The following is a 22,554-nucleotide window of genomic DNA, read 5'->3' on the forward strand; positions in this document are numbered from 1 at the left end:
TTTCACCCGAGAGACCATCGTCCCACCAGCTGTAGAACAGACCGGCGCGGAAGCCCGCGACGTCGAGGTAAGCGGAGTCGAGCTTGGCTTCCTGGTCGGTGGCATTGTCAGCATTGAACTGCATGACGATGACGCCGGTCAGCGGACCATATTCGGTGTCGCTCTTGGCGGTGAACTGAACCTGACCGCGGGTGACTGCATCCCAGTCAGAGTCGCCGCCGACGTCTTCGCCAACGTTAACCTGGAAACGGATGTAGCCTTCGATCTTGAGGCAGGTTTCGGTGCCCGGGATGTAGAAGTAGCCGGTGCCGTAAGCGTCGCAGACGCGAACATATTCAACCGGTTCCGGCTCAGCAGCAACAATAGCGTCAGCAGCAAGAACCGGCGTCGATGCAGCAAATGCTGCTGCTGATGCGAGCAAAACCATTCTGATGTTCATTTACCAATCCATTCCTTTGTCGATCGGGGCTGACGTCTCATCGGGTAGTCAATTTGAAGCCGGCCCAGTTTGAACAGCCATCTCGGCGTGCGGATCGATCGAACCGCCGAACCGTCATCACACAGAAGGCGCATTCAAGCAATTCTCGATATATCTGAGAGGGGTTCACTGGAGCAACTTTCGCCAGCAACGTGATTTTTATACAACAATTCAAATAATTAGATGACAAACGCACAAAACGGCCCCGCAATGGAAACCTCCATCGCAAGCCGCAAACGCTATGCCGCATTCTCAAATCTCCATCGTTCGACCCCGCCGAACACAATGGTGAAGCACATAACTCTACCGCCAACTAATGAACCTATACAAGGTAGCGGTGTAGAAAATGGTGTTCTGATTTCGACACCAACGAGTCAAAATGATGACAGGATGCTCATTGATGCCACACATCATAGCCGTGCAATCGTTACCAGGCTATATATTTTTCTAGCATTTTGGTGAAACTGAAGCTTTTTTTCGCGATTTTTCCCGCTAACTTTTGCCGCTAGAGCCACATTCTTCGAAAGCCGCTTCCAGGCGCCGCATTCCTGCGTGCGGGCGAATCGCCTCAGAGACCCGGAGGCGAACCCCACGCGGTATATGCGACTGCCGGCCAGCGGTCCGTCGCAACCTATTGGCGACTTCAATCTTCGTTGGATTTGGCGTTCTCAAGAATCATGTAGTCGAGCGGAAGCTGCGTCGAATACTTGATCTGCTCCATCGCAAAGGCGGAGGAGACGTCGCGAATCTCGATCTTGGCGATCATCCGCTTATAAAAGGCGTCGTAGGCGGCGATATCGGGCACGACGACTCGCAGGAGATAGTCGACATCACCGCTCATCCGGTAGAATTCGACAACTTCGGGGAATTCGGCGACTACCTCGGAAAAGCGGCGCAACCACTCGATCGAATGGGTGGCCGTGCGAATCGATACGAAAACCGTGACCTTGGTGTTGACCTTCTCCGGATCGAGGATGGCGACCCGACGCCTGATGACGCCATCTTCCTCCATTTTCTGAATGCGTCGCCAGCAGGGCGTCGTCGAAAGCCCCACCTTCTTGGCGAGGTCAGCAACGGCAAGGGTCGAATCTTCTTGCAGCAGACGCAGTATTTTTCGGTCGAGGCGGTCCATGCGCACGTCAGTCCTTTCGAATTATTTTCTTTGTATAACCCGATTCCGCGCGAGGAAAAGAATTTTGTTTCAGGAAAGCAGCATTTTCACCCGCTCCTGCAACACAGGAAGCAATTCTTGCTCGAACCAGGAATTGCGTCTCAGCCAGCCGCTGTTGCGCCAGCTCGGATGCGGCAGCGGCAGCACCGCCGGCGACCGGCCGGACACGAGGCTGTCACGCCAAGCCCGCACGGTCTCCGTCATATTGCCTCGTCTCTCGTCAGCCATATGCCAAGCCTGCGCATATTGGCCGACGGTCAGCACCAGCTCGATCTGCGGCATTGCCGCGATCGCCCTTTGCCGCCAGACCGGAGCGCATTCGCGGCGGGGCGGCAGGTCCGCGCCCTTGTCGTCGTAGCCAGGAAAGCAGAAGCCCATCGGCACGATGGCGAATCGGCTGCGGTCGTAAAAGCTTGCTCTGTCGACGCCGAGCCATGACCGCAGCCGGTCGCCCGATGCATCGTCAAACGGCAGACCGCTCTCATGCACCCGAAGGCCGGGCGCCTGGCCCGCGATCAGGATGCGTGCACACGAAGAGATCACCGCCACCGGCCGCGGCTCGTGCGGCAGCCGGTGCTGAGGTCCGCTTGCCGGGGCGTCGCGACAGACGCGACAGGCGGCAATTTCCCGCCGCAGAGTTTCCAGCTTGGCTTCATCTGTCATCACCTTACTCCCATCCGACGATCCGCCTGAGGAAGCGCAGCGCGTCGCCGTAACCGGATTCGTGACGGGCATGATCGCGCACATCGCGCGGCCGCTCGAAAGTCCCGGCCCACAGCCCCGCCTTCGCTCCCCTCGCCTCGGCCTCCTCCTTGCCGTAGCCACCATAGGAAACGGCCATGCCTCGGCGCACCATGCCGGCATTGATGTCGCCGCCCGTCCCGCTTCGGCAGACGACAAGCAGCCTGTCGTAGCGGTCGCGCCGATCGCCCTGGCAAAGCGTTTCCGATGCCAGAACCATCTCCTGCAACACCTCCCGCGCCACGCGCCCGCAAGCCCAGGCCTTTCCCGCCCGTTCACAGCTTTGGTTGAGCTCCGGCGCGTCAATGCCTTCGAGACGGAAGCGCTCCCCGCCCAATGTCAGACTGTCGCCATCAGCAGCATGAAAGGCGCCTGCACGCTTGATTGTTGCTCGGTCGTTGATCTTGGCGGCAATCAGCGCCAGGAGCACCAGCAGGGCAAAAGCGGTCACGCCGTCACGAATCGGGCGCAGGCCACGTGTCACGCTTTCGCCTCCTTAAAAAACAAATCCTTGGCAAAGATGGCAAACATCTTCTTAAGAATTGCCGGTTAAGCTCTTATCCACCCAGGGGTGAAGTTTCAACGTGCACATGAGTACCGGCGTAAGCACATCGACCGACAAGATTATCGTCGACAGGTCGCGCAGCCACCGCAACAAGGCCGTTTCCAAGGCTGTGCGGCAGACGCGCGAGCGCCTGCAGTCCGGTCATGCGTCCAATTCCGCCTTCGACCGTGACGTACTCAAGATGTATATAGCGTCGATGATGCAGGGCGCGACGATCATGCCGCTCTTCGTCGTCATCATCACCGCCCTCGGCGTCTATTTCACTCAAGATACCCAATTGCTCTTCTGGGCGCTGCTGACACTCACCTGTCACACCGGCAACATCCTGCTCGCCCGGCGCGCGCGCCGACAGGAGATCACCTCCGAGAGCGCCCGCAAATGGCGCCGCCTGCTGCTCGCCGGCCAATTCCTGGTCGGCTGCTGCTGGGCCGTCTTTGCGCTGCAGGGGTGCGACACCTGCGAGCCGTCGAGCTTCATTCTCTACAAGGGCGCAACATTGCTCATTGCGCTTTCCGTCACCGCGATGTCGAACTTCATGCTGACGCCAGCCGTGCTGGTGGCCTTCGCGCCGACGGTCCTGGCGCTTGGCGCCAAGAGCGGCCTGTCACGCGACCTCCTCGAAATCAGCCTGACCGGGCTCTTCACCACCACGCTCGTCTTCTTCAACTACATCAGCGACCGGCTCTTCAAATCGAACCTCAGGATCCTCTCCTACCAGTCGGAGAAGGACGACCTGATCGCCGAGCTGGAAGTGGCGAAATCGATGTCTGATGAGGCGCGCCGCCGCGCCGAAGAGGCAAACCTCGCCAAGTCCCGCTTCCTTGCCTCGATGTCTCACGAACTCAGGACGCCGCTCAATGCCATTCTCGGCTTCTCCGAAGTGATGTCGGCCGAAGTCATGGGACCACTCGCCAATCCGACCTACAAGGAATATGCCGGCGATATCCATCGCTCCGGCCAGCATCTGCTCGATCTCATCAACGAGATCCTCGACCTGTCGCGCATCGAAGCCGGCAAATACGAGCTGAGCGAGGAGGCGATCTCGCTGCTCGATATCACCGAGGATTGCATCGGCATGGTCCAGCTGCGCGCCCGCGCCAAGAACATTGCCATTTCGGATCAATTCGAGCGGCAGCTGCCGGCTATCTGGGCGGACGAGAAGTCGATGCGCCAGGTGGTGCTCAACCTCCTCTCCAATGCCGTCAAATTCACGCCGCAGGGAGGTGAAATCCACGTCAAGGTCGGCTGGACGGCCGGCGGCGGACAATACATCTCGATCAAGGACAACGGCCCCGGCATTCCGGAAGAAGAGATTCCCGTCGTCCTCTCGGCCTTCGGCCAGGGTTCGATCGCCATCAAGAGCGCCGAACAGGGCACCGGCCTCGGCCTGCCGATCGTCCAGGCGATCCTTGCCAAGCATGACGGACAGTTCCTGCTGAAATCGAAGCTGCGTGAAGGCACGGAGGTTATCGCCATCCTGCCGGCCAAGCGCGTGCTCCAGAGCCTGCCGGCCGTCGAAGAGGCTCAGGCCGTCGCGCGTAAGCGCAAGAGTTTTGCCTGATTCAGCTCGGGAATGTCACGCGGCGCCGAAGAAGAGGTGCTTGGCGATGACGAAGCCGAGATAAATAGAGCAGGCGGCGATCATGCAGGTCACCGCAAAGGAGCCGAGATCTTTGGCATGTTTGCCGACAATCGAAATCTCCGGCGAAATCCTATCGATCACCTCTTCGACGGCGGTATTCATGGCTTCCATCGAAAAAAGCCCAAGAAACAACAGCGCCGCGACGACGATCTCGCCGATGCTCGCCCCTACCAGCGCCAGCGCTGCCATTGAAATGACGAAGAAGCCGAGTTCCTGGCGGAAGGCCGCTTCTTTCAGCACGCGCAGAAAGCCTGCCCAAGAATAGCTGGCGGCGGCGATGAAATGCCGAGCCCGGTCTCTTTCGTCACCGCAGGCTTCGTCAAGACGCCCCCTCCTCTTCCCGTTGCACCACGGAGCGGGGAAAAACTGTACCATCTCCCCTTATTGACCAGCCAATAGCGAATCCACCCGGACGGCGCAAGCAAAGCCCGGTGGGTCGGCTGCGCCGGCCGCGGCCTTAATGTTTGTTGCTCACACCCGCTTGGGCAAAGGTCGCCATGCCGGAATGGCAGGCAGCAGCAGCCTTGACGATGCCGGCGGCAAGCGCCGCACCAGTGCCCTCACCGAGCCGCATACCGAGCGCCAGAAGCGGCGTCTTGCCAAGCATCTCGACCGCGCGCAGATGGCCGGGCTCGCTGGAGACATGGCCGATCAGGCAATGATCGAGCGCGGAGGGATTGGCGGCTTTCAGGATCGCCGCCGCGGCAGTCGCGACATAGCCGTCGATCAGCACCGGGATGCGCTCCATGCGGGCGGCCAGGATGGCGCCTGCCATTGCGGCAATCTCGCGTCCGCCGAGCCGGCGCATGATCTCCAGGCGATCGTCGAGATGGTCGCTATGCAGCTCGACCGCTTTTTCCACCGCCGCAATCTTGCGCTCCAGCATCTCGCCTTCCGAGCCGGTGCCGGGGCCTACCCAGTCGCGCGCCGATCCGCCGTAGAGCGCATAGTTGATCGCTGCTGCAATCGTCGTGTTGCCGATGCCCATCTCGCCAATGCAGAGCAGGTCGGTGCCGCCGGCGATCGCCTCCATGCCGAAGGCCATGGTTGCGGCGCAGTCGCGCTCGGAAAGCGCGGCTTCCTCGGTGATGTCGCCCGTGGGGTAATCGAGCGCCAGATCGAAGACTTTCAGCCCGAGATCATAAGCGACACAGATCTGGTTGATCGCAGCTCCACCGGCTGCAAAATTCTCGACCATCTGCTGCGTCACCGCGGGCGGAAAGGGTGTGATGCCCTGTCTGGTGACACCGTGATTGCCGGCGAAGATCGCCACCAGCGGCCGGTTGACGGCCGGTTGACGGCCCGTCCAGGCGGCAAGCCAGAAAGCAATCTCCTCGAGCCGTCCGAGCGCGCCCGGCGGCTTGGTCAGCTGCGCGTCGCGTTCGCGTGCGGCCACCAGCGCGCGGGCATCCGGCCCCGGCAGGTCCCGGAGCAGGGTACGGAAATCGTCGAAAGGCAGGCCTGAAACGCTCATCGGTGCGTATTCCTATGAATGGCTATTCTTGTTTTTTTGACGCAAATCAGCTTCTTTGCGGTGGCTCTCTCTTAAAGCCGGCGGGCGAAGCGAACAACACCTAAAGCGCCGTAGCCCTCCGGCAGAACGAAACAGAATGAAGATCAAGGACTATGCGGTCGACACCGCCCGCGCCGTCGCCTTTCTTAGCCGCCTTCCGATGCCGCCAGCGCTGTTCGAAGGCTATGACGGAAGGCTCGGCCGCCTGGTGCGCGCCTTTCCCCTCGCCGGTCTTGTCATCGGCTTTGTCCCGGCGCTCGCCCTCCTCCTTCTTTCAGGCCTGCGCGCCGATCCCCTGATGGCGGCCCTGCTTGCGCTCTCGATCCAAGCTCTTGCCACCGGCGCGCTGCACGAAGATGGCTTGGCTGATACGGCCGACGGCATCGGCGGCGGCAAGAACCGCGAACAAAGCCTCATCATCATGAAGGACAGCCGGATCGGCACCTATGGCGCGATAGCGCTAATCCTCTCCTTCGCGATCCGTGCGGCCGCACTCGCCGCCATTGTCCGCCAGTCCTCACCGCTCGCCGCAGCGCTTGCCGTTGCCGCCGTCGCAGCACTCAGCCGTGGCGCTATCGCCTGGCATTGGCAACGGCTGCCGGCCGCAAAGGCCGATGGCGTGGCCGCCTCGACCGGCCAGCCGAATGAGGCGGCGATGCATTTTGCGCTCGTCTCGGCCGGTCTGCTCGCAGCACTTCTGATCTGGCCGGCATTCGGCCTGCGGCCGCTCGTCGCCAGCCTGCTCGCCACCGGTGTCGCAGGATTCGCCTTCACCGCCGTCATCCGCCGCAAGCTTGCCGGCCACACCGGCGACACACTGGGCGCGACGCAGCAGATTTGCGAAATCGCCACCCTTTGCGCCCTTGCCACCACTCTTTGAAACTCCGATATATCAGCCATGCAAACACCCTGCATTCACGTCTGCTCCATGGTTTCAACCACCGGTTTTTGCGCCGGTTGCGGCCGCACTCTTCAGGAAATCGGTGGCTGGATGAACTATACCGATGCCAAAAGGCGCGGGATCATGGCGCAACTGCCGGCGAGGCTCGCAACCGCCGCGACGATGGGCCGGATGAAAACAAGCCTCGCCGAGCGGCCGGGGCGGCCTTCATGATCCGATTCACCGTCATTCTCGTCGTGATCGGCATCGGCCTTGCCGTGCTGATCCTCAACGGCGACAGCGGCCGCATTCTCGGCTTGCAAAGTGACGAGTTCGGCCGCTTCGTTTACCTGCTGCCGATCGCACTGATGTTGTCGGCCGGGATCTGGGCGCGCAGCGTCGGTGAAACCATGCGCCAGATGATGATCTGGTTGGTCATCATCCTGGCGCTCGTGACCGTCTATCTCTATCGTCAGGAAGCGATCGGCGTCGGCAACCGGGTGCTCGCTGGTCTCATTCCCGGCCGCGCTGTCGTCGTCACAACGAGCGAAGGTGGCGCGGAAATCATCCTGCACAAGCTGTTGAACGGCCATTTCGAAGCGGACGTCAATGTGAATGGCCGGACTGTCGATATGCTCGTCGACACCGGCTCCAGCATGGTCGCGCTCTCACACGAGGATGCTGAACGCATCGGCATCGATCTCACGGGCCTTACCTACTCGATGACGGTCATGACCGCCAACGGCCGCAGCCGCGCGGCCCCCATTACGCTCGACCAGGTGGCGATCGGTCCGATCGTCCGCAACAATGTTGCAGCCAGCGTCGCCGAGGACGGCCGGCTTGACCAGAGCTTGCTCGGCATGAGCTTCCTGGAGACGCTGGGCTCCTTGCAGATGCAGACGAACGAATTGCGCATGCGGGATTGATCCGACAGAACAAATCATGCCGCCGATCCGCTCTCGACCGGCTCTCCATTGGGCATACGGACCGCAAGTCGCCGGTCGATAAAAGCTGCAAAAAACGCTGCCGACAAGGCAAGTGACGCCGATGTCAGCAACATCGCGAACAGCGTCGACACTGCTCCTGCCTCTCGGAGAAACAGCCCGGCGATCGAAGCGATCAGCGCGGCGCCGGCGATCGACATGGCTGCGGCAAGGCCTGCAGCGGTGCCGGCGAGATGGGCGAACCGACATCACGCCCAGATTGGCGGCCGGAAAGGTCAAGCCATTGCCGATGCCGATGAACATACAGGGTCCGAAAAATGCCAGGACATGCGTGACGCCCGAGATCGACAAGATCAGCCCCAAAAGCAGACCCATGCACGTCGATAAACGCGCAATGACGAGCGTGGTGCTGAGCGATTTCCTCGTCAATCGGGCAGCGAGATAACTGCCCAGAATGAATCCCGCGGGAACCATTCCCATGAAGAAGCCCAGTTTCGCGCTCGACCCACCGAGTGAGGAACTGACTGCCAAGGAAGCGCCTCCGAGGAAGATATAGAGAGTGCCGGTGGAGCAGGCCATGCACAGCGTATAGGCCCAGAACCGCGCCGAACCGAGAATCTGCCTGTAGGAAGCAAGGTAATTGCCTGTTGATCTCGACGCGGGTCCGGCTGTTTCCTTCATCTCGCGCATGGAAACGGCGAGGATGGCTGCGCCTATCAGCGCAAGAGCGATGAAGATCGCCCGCCATCCGAACGCTTCGTCGAGAATGCCGCCGACGCTCGGGCCGAGCATCGGCGCGATAGCCCATCCCATGGCGGCGTAGCCGATCCTGTTGGTGGCCCCGCGTTCGCCCGCCGTCTCCTTGATGGCAACGAGAGCGACGCAGAAGCAGGCGGCGATCGACGCCTGCATCACGCGAAACAACAGGAAGATGCCGATATTGGGCGCCAGCGCGCAGCCGATCGACGCGACAATGAAAATGGAAACGGCGATCAGCGCGACCGGCCGGCGCCCATAACGATCCGACATCGCGCCGGCGACGATTTCCGTAAGGGCATTGATGATCGCGTAGCCCGCAATGGAAAGATTGACGATCGCGAAATCGGCCTGGAACGTGGCGGCGATATTTGGCAGCGCCGGCAGATATATATTGACCGGCAACACCGAGAGCGCCGTCAGCAGGAGAAGGATCGTACGTCGGGGCGCCGCAGTCGAAGTCGCCGCCGCCTTCTCGGTCAGGCGGTTGCCGGAAGTCTGCGCAGAATTGTCGCGTGACATGGTCTTGTCCATGGTGTCAGGGAGATTGTGGGAATCCGACGAGGCGCAGCGCAAATTGAGAGCACAAAAAAAGCCCCGTCAGGAGCTTGATTTACCGCGCATGGGGCTGATCGCCGGATAGTTACACCATCCTGCCCATGCGCCCTATCACCATGACAAGAACCATTGCGATCTTCATGACCGTACAGCTAGACAGAAATTTCCATCTCGTCAACGTGCGGTTTCAATGCTCGCAGAAAATGCCGCTCTCGAAACTCGCCCCGATCTGAGCGCTGCAACGTGCTGGTGACCCTAGCGATAGGCGCAGTCTTTCTCGGCGAAGCCTCCGAGCTGAACATGGCGCGGCTCGCAGCCGGCACCCTTTTCATCTGTTGCGCCCTGCTCGTCAGAAGTGCCTGACAGCCCCCGCATTGCGGCTGGATCGCCTTTGTTGATATCCTGCATTCGCGCAAATGGCGGAGCCTGACATGACCCCACGACAACTGAAGACTTTCCTGGCCGTCATCCGGCACGGAAACCTCACGCGCGCCGCTGCCGAGGTCAACCTCGCTCAGTCGAGCCTCAGTGATCAAATCCAGGCACTCGAAGAGGAGATGGGCGTTGAACTCTTCCTCCGCTCCCGGCAGGGCGTCGCTCCCACACCGGCAGGCATGACACTGAAGACCTATGCGGAAGAGATACTGGCGCTGAGCGATGAGGCGCAGACCGCCGTCCGTGTTGCCGCCGGCATTTCCGGATCCTCTATCACCCTGGGCACGCTCGAAACGATTGCCGCTGAAAGGCTGGCGCCCTGGCTCTCCCTCCTCCGCAGGCAAAATCCCGATCTCGGTCTCAAACTCAAGGTCGGTGGCAGTGGCGAATTGCATGCGAAATTGCAGCATGGCTCGGTTGATGTCGTCTTCACGTTCGATCGCGGCCAGCAGGACGAGCGCTTTGTGACACGCCGCGTCGCCAGCGAGCCGCTGGTGCTGATTGCCGCCGGCAGCTCGCAAATCTCGCCGCCGGAAAGCCTCGCAGCCCTGCACACCGCCCCGTTCATCGCAACCGCGGCCGGCTGCGTCTATCGCCACCTGCTCGATACCGCCTTTGCCGAAGCGGGTTTTGCTCCGCCGGCCGTCGCCACGGAGGCGGACAGCATCGCAACAATCATCCGTCTCGTGGCATCAGGCGCCGGCTACGGCCTGGTCCCAAGTCTTGCGGTGGGGCCGTCCATTGCGCGCGGCGATCTCGTCGAACTGCCATGGCCCGGCCGACCACTTGCTACCTCGCTGGTGATGATGTGGCGACGTCGGCGCGTCCAGCCGCCGCACATCGCTTTCCTTCTGCAATCGGCCAGCGAAAATCTTTCGCCAGTCAGACCAGCCGATGCCCGCCTTCGACATGCAGGGTAATGCCCGTGGTGAAACCGTTGCCGATCAGGAAACGGATCGCATCGGCTATATCCTCGGGCTGCCCAACCCGCCCAACCGGCAGGCGCTGCGACATCGCATCCAGCCTCGCCTGCTTGGCATCACCGGCAACGAAGCTCCAGATCGGCGTGTCAACCCAGCCCGGCGAGACCGCGTTGACGCGGATGGGCGCCAGTTCAACGGCAAGCGCCCTGACCAAGCCTTCGAGTGCCGCATTGACGGCCGCGACCATCGATCCGCGCGCGAGCGGCCGATAGGCCGCAATACCTGAAGTGTAAGTGATCGAACCTGACGACGGCAGTCGGGAGGCGCCATATTTCGCCAGCAGCAGCGGCCCGTATAACTTGCTCTGGACCACCTTTTCTGCCGCCGCCAGCTCGAGCGACGACAGCAGCTGATAGGCTCCTTCGATTTCCGCCGCCGTGCTGACGATATGATCGACCGGTCCGCACTCCCGGAACAGCGCCGCGACCTCCTCCTCCCGGCCTATATCGATGACATGGGTTCGGAGTTTCGGGTGGTCGCCGAGATGACGGCAAGCTGTCGCAAGCTTCTCCTGACCGCGCCCGGCAATCGTCACCGACGCCCCCTCCTCGAGCAGACGCCCGGCAAGTGCCAGCCCCATGCCCGAACTGCCGCCGACAATTATCACCTTCTGACCTTCGATGCTCATAACAGCTGTCTCGCCACTTCATTGGAATGAGACAGCAGATGCCTCCGCCGGACGCGAAAGAAAAACGGAAGAAGCCGATAGCACTATCGGCTTCTCCGATCATCGACGTTCAAGCGGTCAGTTGCGCAGCCGATACCCCGTCTTGAAGATCCAGCCGAGCGTTCCCAGGCAGATTGCCAGGAACATGGTGATCATCGCCAAGCTGATCGCCGGGTTGACATCGGCGATCCCGTAAAAACTCCAGCGGAAGCCGCTGACGAGGTAGAGCACCGGGTTGAAGTGGCTGACCGCCTGCCAGAATGGCGGCAGCATGCTGACGGAATAGAAACTGCCGCCGAGAAAGGTCAGCGGCGGCACCACAAGCATGGGAATGAGGTTCAGCTGCTCGAAATTCCCGGCCCAGATACCGATCATAAAGCCGAACAGGCTGAAAGTGATCGCGGTCAGCAGGAAGAACAGGATCATCATGAAGGGATGTTGGATCCTGACATCGACGAAGAGATTGGCGGTCAAGAGAATGATGACCCCGATAATCAGGCCCTTGGTGGCCGCCGCCCCGACATAACCGAGCAGTATCTCCGTCATCGCCACCGGCGCCGACAGCACCTCATAGATCGTGCCGGTGAACTTCGGGAAGTAGATCCCGAAGGAGCCGTTGCTGATACACTGGCCGAGCAGCGTCAGCATGATGAGGCCCGGCGTGATGAAAGCACCGTAGGATACACCCTCCACTTCCTGAATACGCGAACCGACTGCCGCTCCGAAGACGATGAAATAAAGTGAGGTCGAGATGACCGGCGAGATGACGCTCTGCAGCAGCGTGCGGCGCGTGCGCGCCATCTCGAAGAAGTAGATCGATTTGACCGCTTCGAAGTTCATTTGCCCGCTCCCACCAGCGCTACGAAGATATCTTCGAGCGAACTCTGCCGCGTCGAGAGATCCTTGAAATGGATATTGTTCTCGCCGAGCCGGGTTAGCAGCGTCGCGATGCTATCCTGCTCGTTATCGGCGTCGAAATCATAAGTCAGGCGGCTTCCGTCGGCTTCGAGAGTGAGGCCATTGCCTGCAAAGCAGTCTGGCAGCCGGCTTAGCGGTTCCGCCAAATCGAGGATGAGCTGCTTGCGGCCGAGCTTGGCCATCAACGCCGCCTTTTCCTCGACGAGCAGCAGCTCGCCGCCATTGATGACGCCGACACGGTCGGCGATTTCCTCGGCCTCTTCGATATAATGGGTAGTCAGTATGATGGTGACGCCCGAAGCCCGGAGTTCTTCGACGACATGCCACATGTCCTTGCGCAGAGTCACGTCGACGCCAGCGGTCGGCTCGTCAAGGAAAAGAATATCCGGCTCGTGGGAAAGCGCCTTGGCGATCAGCACCCGTCGTTTCATGCCGCCGGAGAGCTGACGCAGCGTATTGTCCTTCTTGTCCCAAAGCGAGAGCGCCCGCAGCACCTTCTCAATATGCGCTGGATTGGCCTTCTTGCCATGCAGCCCGCGCGAAAAGCTCACCGTGTTGAACACCGTCTCGAACTGGTCGGTCGTCAACTCCTGCGGCACCAGCCCGATCATCGAGCGGGTCGCGCGGAAATCCTTTACGACATCCTGGCCGGCCACCAGCACGCGACCGCCGCTCGGATTGGCGATGCCGCAGATGATCGAGATCAGGGTCGTCTTGCCGGCGCCGTTTGGCCCGAGCAGAGCCAGGATCTCGCCCTTCTCGACATCGAGGTTGATGCCCTTCAGGGCCTCGAACCCGTTGGCATAAGTCTTCGTCAGGTTCTGAACGGAAATAATGGGGGTCATGCAGGACTCTTGCAGATGCTCGAAGTATTTCGGCCCGCTATATAGTCACTCTGTGACGCTTTGACATCCTTCGGGAACATGAACACTGAATTCACGCCTCGCCAACACCCTCGCCTTCGTGAAGCCGATCATCCATCGGCGACAAGCCGGCGATAGCCGGCTTCCGATTGCCGTCGCCCGCCGGCAATTCTCCCTGAAAGAAAGGCATCGGTCCGCTCCGGATGTCATCATCCGGTGATATTCATGCTTGATAAGAGAGCCGAGGCAAGCACCGGCATCCGCCCCGCCGCCCATTCCTTTGCGGAGCCGTCTTACCGGCGTTCTCGTTGCGCCCTTTTCCGCTGCCTCGGCATGTAATGAAAGTTATTGTTCAGTCACCAAGCGTTTGGAACCGGCCAGTATCCCTGTGCAGCCGCGTTCGTCTCAGCCGGCCTCTGCGCCGGCTTTTCTTTTTGATGTGTCGTTGCAGCAGGTGGCCGCCCTCGTGCTTCGAGGCGTCGGCCAAAACCCGAAGCCTCGAAGCACGAGGGCGGTCGGGAGGCAGTAGATGCTAACCCTCACAATTCATCATAATTGAACCAATCGAAATCCGCCGTCTTCCCTCGCCCCGACGTATCGAAGGCGAACACGCCGGCAAAGGCGCCTGTGAAGGAGCCGTGCTCGCCGCGTCCGCCCTCGTCGGAAATCACGCCGGCGTCGAGGACAGGGCCGATCGGCTGCCAGGCGCCCTTGCCTTCCGTCTGCCAGAAGAATTGCAGGTCATTCTCGCGGATTTCCATCGCAAGCTGGACACGGCCCTCGGCCGGGATCGCTACACCGCTTTCAGCGGGAAAGCTCAGGCGACCGTTCGGATAGTCGCCATTGCAGGAGAGGATCGTCACGCAGCGGCCGAGCGTTTCGTGCAGCGTCACGGCAATCGCGTGGAACTTATGGCGATTGTAGTACTGCGTCAGCCCCGCAACCTGCTGATAGGTGTCGGGCGAAAATTCGATCACAGTCTCAGCGCGGAAACTATGATGCTCCTGCCGGCGCGCGACCAGCGACTGCTCGAACCAGGAGCCGATGCTCTCGCGTCCGATCAGCCTGAGATGGCCGGGTCGATCCGTCAGGCTGAAGATGCGCCCGGGCTCGGGCGTGCGCAGCCACTGGAAATCAGCCGGCAGCTTGCCTCCATCGAAACTGTACTCGCTGCGCATCGGCTTCTCCACCGGCACAGCACCGAAGGGAGCCGGCACATCGACATCGGGCACTGAGGTGCCGTTTTCCAAATAGAGCCAATCGTCGTCGCGCCAGACGCATTTCTGCAGGGACGTTTCGCGCCCCAGCGTGCATCGCCGTTTCGGCGGCAGCGGCCGGCCGCTGAGATGAGTGTGATAGGCCTGACCATTGGGCGTCTCGACATATTGGCCGTGCCCTGCCCGCTGCAGCACCGCACCCGGATGATCCTTCGAGGTGATCAGATGCATGTTTGGATGCATCTCATAGGGCCCGTCGATGAGGCGCGAACGCGCCATGGTGACGGCGTGGTCATAGCCTGTGCCGCCCTCGGCGGTCGTCAGGTAATACCAGCCGTTCTTTTTGAAGAGATGCGGGCCTTCGACGAGGCCGAGCGGGCTCCCGGCGAAGATGTTGCGGATCGGGCCTTTCAGCACCTTCGCCTCCGGATCCCATTCCTGCAGCAGGATGCCGTCGAAGGCCGGCGATTTCGGCGAGCCACCGAAGCTTTCGGTACGGTGGTTCCACTGCATGTTGACGAACCATTTGCGGCCGTCATCGTCGTGGAAGAGCGAGGGATCGAAGCCGGAAGAATTTACATAGACCGGCTCGGACCATTCTCCCTCGATCGAGGGAGAGGTCACGATGTAATTATGCGCATCCTTGAAATTGCCGTCGAAACGCTTAACGTCGGTATAGACCAGCCAGAACTGCCCGTCGGCATAGGAAAGGCACGGGGCCCAGATGCCGCAGCTATCGGGATTTCCGCGCATGTCGAGCTGCGAGGCGCGCTCCAGCGGCCGGCGCACCAGAGTCCAGTTCACCAGGTCTCGCGAATGATGAATCTGCACACCCGGATACCATTCGAAAGTCGAGGTGGCGATGTAATAATCGTCGCCGACACGGCAGATCGACGGATCCGGATTGAACCCGGGCAGGATGGGATTGCGGATCATGGCGGCTCCTCCGAAATAAAATGTGGTACGTACGTCAGATTGGCGTGGCTATCTCGCCTTCCCCTTCTCCCCAGCGGGGGGAAGAGGGAGCAAGCAGCACTCCCATCTCTCTCTTAGTCCCGCTCCGCTGACTTCGCCCAGAGATTGATATCGGCCTCCTTGGCATAGACATCAATCTCCTTCAGTTCCTCAGCCGAGAACTCGATATTATCCAGCGCCTTGACGCAATCGACGATCTGCGAGGAGCGGCTGGCGCCAATTAGCGCCGAAGTCACGCGTCCGCCGCGCAGCACCCAGGAAATCGCCATCTGCGCCAGCGTCTGGCCGCGCCGTTCGGCGATCTCGTTCAGCTTCCTGATATTGTCGATGATCGAGGGACGGATGAAATCGCGCTTGAGGAAATGATTCTGCGCCGCTCGGCTGTCGTCGGGAATGCCGGCGAGATATTTGGTCGTCAGCATGCCCTGGGCGAGCGGCGAGAATACGATCGAACCCATGCCGACGTCATCGAGCGTATTGAGCAGCTTGTCATCCTCGACCCAGCGGTTGAGCATCGAATAGCTCGGCTGGTGGATCAGGCAGGGCGTGCCGAGGCTCTTGAGGATCGCGGCGGCTTCGCGGGTGCGCTGCGAATTGTAGGAGGAGATGCCGACATAGAGCGCCCGGCCGGAGCGGACGATATGATCGAGCGCGCCGCAGGTTTCCTCGAGCGGCGTCTCCGGATCGAAGCGATGCGAATAGAAGATATCGACATAATCAAGGCCCATGCGCTTCAGGCTCTGGTCGCAGGAAGCGATCAGGTACTTGCGGCTGCCCCACTCGCCGTAGGGACCCGGCCACATATCGTAGCCGGCCTTCGAGGAGATAATCAGCTCGTCGCGAAGCCCGGAAAATTCGGTGCGCAGTATCTCGCCGAAAGCGGTCTCCGCGCTTCCAGGAGGCGGCCCATAATTGTTGGCGAGGTCAAAATGGGTGATGCCGAGGTCGAAGGCCGTGCGGCACATATCGATCTTGCGGTCATGCGGCGTATCGCCGCCGAAATTGTGCCAGAGGCCGAGGGAGACGGCCGGCAGCTTCAGGCCGGAACGGCCTGTGCGGTTATATTTCATCTTCGAATAACGGTCTGCGGCCGGTTGCCAGCTCATGGGATTTTCCTTCGTGCGATATCATTAATTGTCATGCGACAGCCTCGGCCCAAAGAGAACGCCCGACATCTGCCCCTCATCCGCCCGCCGGCACCTTTCTCCCCGCAAGCGGGGCGAAGGGACATGCCGCACCGTTTCCACTTTCTCAAGCACTCGTTTGGCCAGTACCCTCTCCCCGCATGCGGGAAGAGGGTTAGGGTGCGGGGCAGCCATGAAACGAACCGATCACAGCGGCATATGCCCCGCCGGATTATTGAGACAACCGCGCCGATCCGGCAAGCGCCAAGGCGCACGCGCTCTACCTCAACAGCGCCTGCGCCTCTTCGATACCAAGCGCGGCCGGCTGCGTGCAGGTCGTCGTGAGCTCGATGAAACGGCCCTCCTCGCCCGATTTCAGGATCGAAGTCATGACGTCGACCCCGTGCAGCGTGCGGTCGAGCGAGCAGCGCGCGTCGCGTCCCTCGATCAGCGCCATCGCCATATCGGCAAGGCCGGCCGTGCGATAGTTAGCGCGCGCCCCGTTCGGGTTTTCCTGGTTGATCTTGCCAAAGGGATGATCCCAGTTTTCCAGCGGTTTGATGTCCTTGTCGCGGCCGCTGGCTTCGACGGTGCCGCCGAAAAAGTTCGGGTCCGGCACGTAAAGCGAGCCGTCGGTGCCGTAGAGCTCCATATTGGCATGGCGGTGCGACCACACATCCCAGCTCGCCGACAGCGTCACGGTGGCGCCGCTGACGAATTCAAGCAGCGCCTGGATCGTTGTCGGCGTCTTCACCGGGATGATCTCACCATAGCGCGGCTGGCTGGTGATCGTGCGGGTTTCCGATGCCATCGAGGTCATCGCGCCGACGCGCTTCACAGGGCCGATCAGGTTGATCAGATTGGCAATGTAATAGGGGCCGAGATCGAGGATCGGACCGCCGCCCGGCAGGAAGAAGAAATCAGGGTTCGGATGCCACATCTCCATGCCGGGGCTCATGACATAGCAGGCGCCCGAAGTAACCCGGCCGATGCCGCCGTCATCGATGAACTTGCGGGCAAGCTGGTGGGCGCCGCCGAGGAAAGTGTCCGGCGCGCAGCCGATGGCTAGATTCTTCGCCTTGGCGATGCGGCGAAGCTCCTCGCCCTGCTCGAGCGAAAGCACCAGCGGCTTTTCCGAATAGACGTGTTTGCCGGCCTCGAGGATCGCCTTCGATACCGGAAAATGCGCATCCGGAATCGTCAGGTTGACGACGACGTCAATCTCGTCATTGGCGAGCAGTTCGTCGATCGTCTGCGCTTTGACGTCGTATTCCTTGGCGCGCGCCTCGGCAGCCTGAATATTGATATCGGCGCAGGCCAGCACCTTCAGCCCCTTGAAGAGCGGTGCCAGCGAGAAGTAGGTGGTGGAGATGTTGCCGCATCCGATGATGCCGACGCCAAGTTCCCTGGTCATGATGTACCTCAATAAGTCTGGAAGGATGCAATCGAACGGCTGATGTTGCGGTCGATGTCTTTCGGATTGTCATGTTCGACGACGAAGTGCTTCGCCTTGGTGCCACGAAGTGCGGCAATCAGCTTGGCCCACTCGACCCTGCCATGGCCGACATCGGCCCAGCCATCTTCATCTGTCGCCTCGCCGGCCGGCGCGATGTCCTTGACGTGAACTGCGGTGATGCGCGAGCCGAGCTTGTCGATCCAGGCGAAGGGATCGGCGCCGCCGCGGATGACCCAGGCGATATCGGCTTCCCAGGAGATGTCCGGCGCGCCTTCGAAGATGCGCTCAATCGGCAGCGAGCCGTCAGCCAGCTTGACGAATTCGAAATCGTGATTGTGCCAGCCGAACTCGTAGCCGGCATCTTTATAGGGCTTGCTCATTTCCTGCAGACGCTTGCCAAAGGCCAGCCAACCGGCTCCGTCCGAGGGGCGCTGGTCTGCCGCCAGATGCGGGGCATAGATCGAATCCATGCCAAGTATTCTGGCGATGTTGAGCGACTTCTGAACTTCCTTATCCAGGAAGTCGGGGCTGAAATGGCCGCTCGCCATCACGAGGCCGTTCTTGTCGAGATCGGCGCGAAGGCTCTTCAGTCCCGCATCGTCGAGATCGGCGTAGATGCCGCCGAAGCCTTCGACTTCGGCATAGCCTGATTTGCCGAGCTTTTCGAAAATCACAGAATAGGGCTGGAAGTTGCGCGCGCTGTAGAGCTGGTAGCTGAGTTTCGTCATCTTATTCTCCTTGGGCGTCGTACCCGTTTCTTGGAAGGATCAATCCGCCGATTGGCAGGAATGCAGGTCGTAGAAGCGGAATTCCGGCAGCTTGCCGCGTTCGAGTTGACGTGCCGGGGTGAAGGTGATGCGGCGGCTCTCGCCTGCCGCCAGATCGAACGCATTGTCGGAATATTTGCCGTCCGTCTCGCTCTCGATCATCACGAAGAGCGCAAGTCCCTTAGCGGTGATGTTGATGTCGACGACGCCGCTCTTCTCGACATATTCATGGGTAACGGTCAGGCCCGACGGATCCAGCTCCAGCGCCTTATAGGTGCCGTTGACATAGTGCCCCTCGCCGCCCATGCCGTTCGACGCGGTGAAATGCCAGGCAAGCAATGTTCCCTCGGCAATCTCGGACACATCGATTGTCGCAGCCGTCACCGCCGCATCCGGCGAACACATGGCCTGCACGTCTTTCAAATGCTTCCGCTCGCCTTTCATCGTCAGAAGCGATATCGACAGATCGATGCTGACATCTGAAAGCGTGTCGTTAACGAGCGAGAAGCGGATCGTCTTGCCGTCCTCGGCGGGAATGGCGGCGACCGCGACCGGCTGGAAGAAACGTTTGACGAGATAATGCATCGCCTTCCAGCGGCCGCCATAATCGAGGCTCGACCAGGAGGCGACCGGCCAGGTGTCGTTGAGCTGCCAATAGATCGTGCCCATGCAATGGGGCTTCAGCGATCGCCAATATTCCACCGCCGTCTTGATCGCCAACCCCTGCTGGATCTGGGAGAGGTAGACGAAATTCGGGAAATCTTTGGGAAAGCGGAAATAGCGGAACATCGTGCCGGCGATGCGCTCGTTGCCGCCAGCATTCTTCTGGTGCAGCTCCATGACGGGAGAAGCTATATTCATATCCTTCTCCTCGGCATAAGTCCTGATGACAGGCAGCGAGGTATAGGACTGGAAGCCGAATTCCGAGCAGAAGCGCGGTCGTACCGACCGGTAATTATCGAATGACTTGTTCTCGTGCCAGACCGACCAGTAGTGCATGTCGCCGGACCCGTCCGCATGCCAGGCATCGCCGAAATCGAGATAGCCGGAAGCCGGGCTCGAAGGCCACCACAGCGCACCGGGCAGCGCCTTCTTCACCGCCTGCTCGATCGTCCGGTTGAGGCGGTCGTAGGAGACGAGGTAGCGGTCGCGGTCTTTCCGTGATTCCTCGAACCAGGTCAGCGCGCCGACAAGCTCATTGTCGCCGCACCATAGCGCGATGGAAGGATGCGAGGAGAGCCGCCGCACCTGGTAATCCACCTCGAACGCCACATTGTCGAGGAAGTCGTCGGTCGAGGGATAGAGATTGCAGGCGAACATAAAGTCCTGCCAGACCAGGAGGCCGAGCCGGTCGCAGAGATCGTAGAAATAATCCTGCTCGTAGAAACCGCCACCCCAGACACGGATCATGTTCATGTTGGCGGCTTTTGCCGATTGCAGCAGATCTTCAGTCTTCTCGGGCGAAGACAGCGAATAGAGCGCATCGGCCGGAATCCAGTTGGCGCCGCGGCAAAAGATCTCGCGGCCGTTGATCCTGAAGGCGAAGCGGGCGCCTGCTGCATCCGGCGTAGTGACCAGCTCGATGGTGCGAAGGCCGATTTGCCTGGTCACCACCTCGTCGGACACTTCCACCGACAGCGTGTAGAGCGCCTGCTCGCCACTGCCGGAAGGCCACCAGAGCCGCGGCTCGTCGATATGGAAGAGATAATTGACATCAGTGTCGCCCTTGACGCCGACGTCGAGGCGCACCCGTTCGCCGTCGAACTCGAAATAGATCTGGGCGACGCCGGCGTGCTTGGAATAGAGGCTCGCGGTGACCGTCAGGTCGACCGAGCCGTCATTATTGTGGACCTGGCGGGTGACGACATGTTCGATGCGCGCAGTTTCGAGCTTCTTCAGAGCAACCGTGCCGTAGAGGCCGAGCGGCGCAATGGCGATATTCCAGTCCCAGCCGAAATGGCATTGCGGCTTGCGCAGCATGTTGCCATCGGGGATCGGCGAATTGCCGGTGCTGTAGGGAATGTAGAAGGGCTGCTTTTTCTGCCGTTCGGCGCCGACGCCGGGGTTGGAGGCGAAGACGATGCGGATGGAGTTGTCGCCCGCTTTCAGCATGCTCGAGACATCCGGCCGGTAGCGGCGGAAGCTATTGTCAGCTTCGAGCACCAGAAAGCCGTTGACGTGGACGCTGGCGACCGTGTCGAGATAGTCGATATCGAGATACCAGTCGCCTTCGACCTCCTGCAGCGTAAAACTGCGCTCGACCGCCCATTCACGCTGGGCAACCCACTGCACCTTCTCCTCGTTGCGACCGAAATAGGGATCGGGGATCAGGCCGGCCCGATGCAGCGCCGTGTGCACGTCGCCTGGTAGGGTGATGAGGCTTTTGATCTCGCCATCAACGGAGGTGAGCTGCCACGAACCGGAAAGGTCGATGCTGGAAGGAGTCGATTGTTGCGTCACGATTTCATTTCCGAATTGCAGTTTTTGAAGAGGACGGCGCATGATCGCCATCCGTTAGCTGTCGTTCGTCAGTGGCCGGCTTGGCGCCCTTTTCTCGCCGCTGGGGAGAAGTGAGGTGTAAGCAGCGCCTTGGTCTCCTTCCGTCCACCGCACACTCCGTCTTCCTCGGGCTTAACCCGAGGATCCAAACTGCATCCATCAGCAGCAGCGGGCATAGATCCTCGGGTCAAGCCCGAGGAAGACGGAGTGTGGTTGGGCTTCTCGCCATACTCGCCCCGGCCTATTGGCCTCACATCGAGCAGGCGCACCATCTCCGGCCCGCCGCAGAACTCGTTAGAGACGCAGCTCGCTCTCCGCATCGAACACCGAAGCCAGCGCCATGTCGAAGCTCAGCTTCACCTTGGCGCCGACATCAAAGCGGCGTGCGCCGTTGACGCGGACCGACATCGTGTGGCCCGCATGTTTCAGCCACAGAAGATTGTCCGCCCCCATCGGTTCCTCGATATCGACGGTAGCGTCATGTTCTTCGCCGCCGGCATTCTCGTTGACCTTGATGTGTTCGGGGCGGACGCCGAGCACCACCTTGTGGCCGGGCTGCAGCGTCTCGTTGGCGTCGTAGGCCGCGAGCGAGAAGTTGACGCCGTTTGCGGTAAAAGCGATGCCGTCACCTGTTTTGACCAGTTCGCCGCGCAGAAAATTCATCGACGGCGAGCCGATGAAGCCGGCGACGAAGAGGTTGCGCGGCCGGTTGTAGATCGTCGTCGGATCATCGAGCTGCTGGATGATGCCGCTCTTCATAATGGCGATGCGGTCGGCCAGCGTCAGCGCCTCGATCTGGTCGTGCGTCACGTAGATCATCGTGTTCTGCAGCGACTGGTGCAGGCGTTTGATTTCGACACGCAGTTCTGAACGCAGCTTGGCGTCGAGGTTGGACAGCGGCTCGTCGAACAGGAAGACGTCGACATCGCGCACCAGCGCCCGGCCGATTGCCACGCGCTGGCGCTGGCCGCCGGATAGTTCGGCGGGCTTGCGCTTCAGAAGCGGCTGGATCTGCAGGATCTCGGCCGCACGCGCCACGCGTTTGTCGATCTCGGCCTGCGGCACCTTGGCGACGCGAAGGCCGAAGGAGAGGTTCTTCTCGACGGTCATCTGCGGATAGAGCGCATAGGACTGGAAGACCATGCCGATGCCGCGATCCTTCGGCTCTTCCCAGGTGACGTTCTTGCCCTTGATGAAGATCTGCCCTTCCGAGGCGTCGAGCAGGCCGGCGATGCAGTTGAGCAAGGTCGACTTGCCGCAGCCGGACGATCCGAGCAGCACTAAGAATTCGCCGTCGTTGATCTCAAGGTTGAGATCCTTGAGCACGCTGACTGATCCGAAGTTCAGCGACAGATCTTTGATCGAGACGCTGGAATTGGAGACAGTTGAATTCATGTTCATG

Annotated in this window: 19 protein-coding genes and 2 pseudogenes; 5 read left to right on the forward strand and 16 right to left on the reverse strand. The window is 60.7% G+C overall.

Annotated features, from left to right (window positions below):
* The 4 genes from PH551_RS27665 to PH551_RS27680 all read right to left on the reverse strand — a co-directional run.
* Nucleotides 1-439 (reverse strand): porin (locus tag PH551_RS27665; protein ID WP_285195876.1); only part of this gene is annotated, 439 nt, incomplete at its 3' end.
* Between the two features lie 682 nt (nt 440-1,121).
* On the reverse strand, nt 1,122-1,610 hold the full coding sequence (locus PH551_RS27670; protein WP_097599945.1) for an Lrp/AsnC family transcriptional regulator: 489 nt from the start codon (nt 1,608-1,610) through the stop codon (nt 1,122-1,124).
* 69 nt (nt 1,611-1,679) lie between these two features.
* Nucleotides 1,680-2,312 carry a uracil-DNA glycosylase family protein gene (locus PH551_RS27675; protein ID WP_285195877.1) on the reverse strand — a complete coding sequence of 211 codons (633 nt, stop codon included), beginning with the start codon at nt 2,310-2,312 and terminating at the stop codon, nt 1,680-1,682.
* Between the two features lie 4 nt (nt 2,313-2,316).
* Nucleotides 2,317-2,874, reverse strand: coding sequence for a thermonuclease family protein (locus PH551_RS27680; RefSeq protein WP_285195878.1), 558 nt, complete (start codon nt 2,872-2,874; stop codon nt 2,317-2,319).
* A 106-nt stretch (nt 2,875-2,980) separates the two neighbouring features.
* Here PH551_RS27680 and PH551_RS27685 point away from each other — a divergent pair, with 106 nt between their 5' ends.
* On the forward strand, nt 2,981-4,516 hold the full coding sequence (locus tag PH551_RS27685) for a sensor histidine kinase (protein WP_183704324.1): 1,536 nt from the start codon (nt 2,981-2,983) through the stop codon (nt 4,514-4,516).
* A 15-nt stretch (nt 4,517-4,531) separates the two neighbouring features.
* Here PH551_RS27685 and PH551_RS27690 read toward each other — a convergent pair.
* Both PH551_RS27690 and cobT read right to left on the reverse strand, forming a co-directional pair.
* A pseudogene (locus tag PH551_RS27690) lies at nt 4,532-4,920 on the reverse strand (diacylglycerol kinase).
* Between the two features lie 134 nt (nt 4,921-5,054).
* Nucleotides 5,055-6,071, reverse strand: coding sequence for a nicotinate-nucleotide--dimethylbenzimidazole phosphoribosyltransferase (gene cobT / locus PH551_RS27695; protein WP_285195879.1), 1,017 nt, complete (start codon nt 6,069-6,071; stop codon nt 5,055-5,057).
* A gap of 136 nt (nt 6,072-6,207) precedes the next feature.
* Between cobT and PH551_RS27700 the strand changes: the two genes are divergently transcribed.
* Genes PH551_RS27700 through PH551_RS27710 form a run of 3 tightly spaced genes read left to right on the forward strand, consistent with a single transcriptional unit; the run spans nt 6,208 to nt 7,916 of the window.
* On the forward strand, nt 6,208-6,990 hold the full coding sequence (locus PH551_RS27700; protein ID WP_097599951.1) for an adenosylcobinamide-GDP ribazoletransferase: 783 nt from the start codon (nt 6,208-6,210) through the stop codon (nt 6,988-6,990).
* An 18-nt stretch (nt 6,991-7,008) separates the two neighbouring features.
* Entirely contained in the window at nt 7,009-7,224 is a 216-nt protein-coding gene (locus PH551_RS27705; protein ID WP_285195880.1) for a DUF1289 domain-containing protein, read from the forward strand.
* Nucleotides 7,221-7,916 carry a TIGR02281 family clan AA aspartic protease gene (locus PH551_RS27710; RefSeq protein WP_285195881.1) on the forward strand — a complete coding sequence of 232 codons (696 nt, stop codon included), beginning with the start codon at nt 7,221-7,223 and terminating at the stop codon, nt 7,914-7,916. Before PH551_RS27705 ends, PH551_RS27710 begins: the two co-directional genes overlap by 4 nt.
* A 14-nt stretch (nt 7,917-7,930) precedes the next feature.
* Here PH551_RS27710 and PH551_RS27715 read toward each other — a convergent pair.
* Nucleotides 7,931-9,212: pseudogene (locus PH551_RS27715) on the reverse strand (MFS transporter).
* Nucleotides 9,213-9,679: 467 nt separating this feature from the next.
* Here PH551_RS27715 and PH551_RS27720 point away from each other — a divergent pair.
* Nucleotides 9,680-10,603: a LysR family transcriptional regulator gene (locus PH551_RS27720; protein ID WP_285195882.1), complete on the forward strand. Its 924-nt coding sequence runs from the start codon at nt 9,680-9,682 to the stop codon at nt 10,601-10,603.
* Here the strand turns inward: PH551_RS27720 and PH551_RS27725 are convergent.
* From PH551_RS27725 to PH551_RS27765, 9 genes are all read right to left on the reverse strand, one after another.
* Nucleotides 10,566-11,294 carry an SDR family oxidoreductase gene (locus PH551_RS27725; RefSeq protein ID WP_285195883.1) on the reverse strand — a complete coding sequence of 243 codons (729 nt, stop codon included), beginning with the start codon at nt 11,292-11,294 and terminating at the stop codon, nt 10,566-10,568. The two genes, PH551_RS27720 and PH551_RS27725, sit on opposite strands and share 38 nt — an antisense overlap.
* 117 nt (nt 11,295-11,411) lie before the next feature.
* Nucleotides 11,412-12,173, reverse strand: coding sequence for an ABC transporter permease (locus tag PH551_RS27730; RefSeq protein WP_285195884.1), 762 nt, complete (start codon nt 12,171-12,173; stop codon nt 11,412-11,414).
* Nucleotides 12,170-13,096: an ABC transporter ATP-binding protein gene (locus PH551_RS27735; RefSeq protein ID WP_085778446.1), complete on the reverse strand. Its 927-nt coding sequence runs from the start codon at nt 13,094-13,096 to the stop codon at nt 12,170-12,172. Before PH551_RS27735 ends, PH551_RS27730 begins: the two co-directional genes overlap by 4 nt.
* Nucleotides 13,097-13,653: 557 nt before the next feature.
* Nucleotides 13,654-15,267: a glycoside hydrolase family 43 protein gene (locus tag PH551_RS27740; RefSeq protein WP_285195885.1), complete on the reverse strand. Its 1,614-nt coding sequence runs from the start codon at nt 15,265-15,267 to the stop codon at nt 13,654-13,656.
* Between the two features lie 113 nt (nt 15,268-15,380).
* Nucleotides 15,381-16,412, reverse strand: a complete 1,032-nt coding sequence (mgrA, locus tag PH551_RS27745; RefSeq protein ID WP_285195886.1) for an L-glyceraldehyde 3-phosphate reductase — start codon at nt 16,410-16,412, stop codon at nt 15,381-15,383.
* A gap of 298 nt (nt 16,413-16,710) precedes the next feature.
* Entirely contained in the window at nt 16,711-17,844 is a 1,134-nt protein-coding gene (locus PH551_RS27750) for a Gfo/Idh/MocA family protein (protein ID WP_285195887.1), read from the reverse strand.
* A gap of 8 nt (nt 17,845-17,852) precedes the next feature.
* Nucleotides 17,853-18,614, reverse strand: coding sequence for a sugar phosphate isomerase/epimerase family protein (locus tag PH551_RS27755; protein ID WP_085778451.1), 762 nt, complete (start codon nt 18,612-18,614; stop codon nt 17,853-17,855).
* 39 nt (nt 18,615-18,653) lie between these two features.
* Nucleotides 18,654-21,113 carry a beta-mannosidase gene (locus tag PH551_RS27760; protein WP_285195888.1) on the reverse strand — a complete coding sequence of 820 codons (2,460 nt, stop codon included), beginning with the start codon at nt 21,111-21,113 and terminating at the stop codon, nt 18,654-18,656.
* 333 nt (nt 21,114-21,446) lie between these two features.
* Nucleotides 21,447-22,553, reverse strand: coding sequence for an ABC transporter ATP-binding protein (locus PH551_RS27765; protein ID WP_285195889.1), 1,107 nt, complete (start codon nt 22,551-22,553; stop codon nt 21,447-21,449).
* Between the last annotated feature and the right edge of the window lies 1 nt (nt 22,554).

The sequence above is a fragment of the Rhizobium atlanticum genome, assembly GCF_030182485.1.
In the GTDB taxonomy this organism is placed as follows: Bacteria; Pseudomonadota; Alphaproteobacteria; order Rhizobiales; family Rhizobiaceae; genus Rhizobium.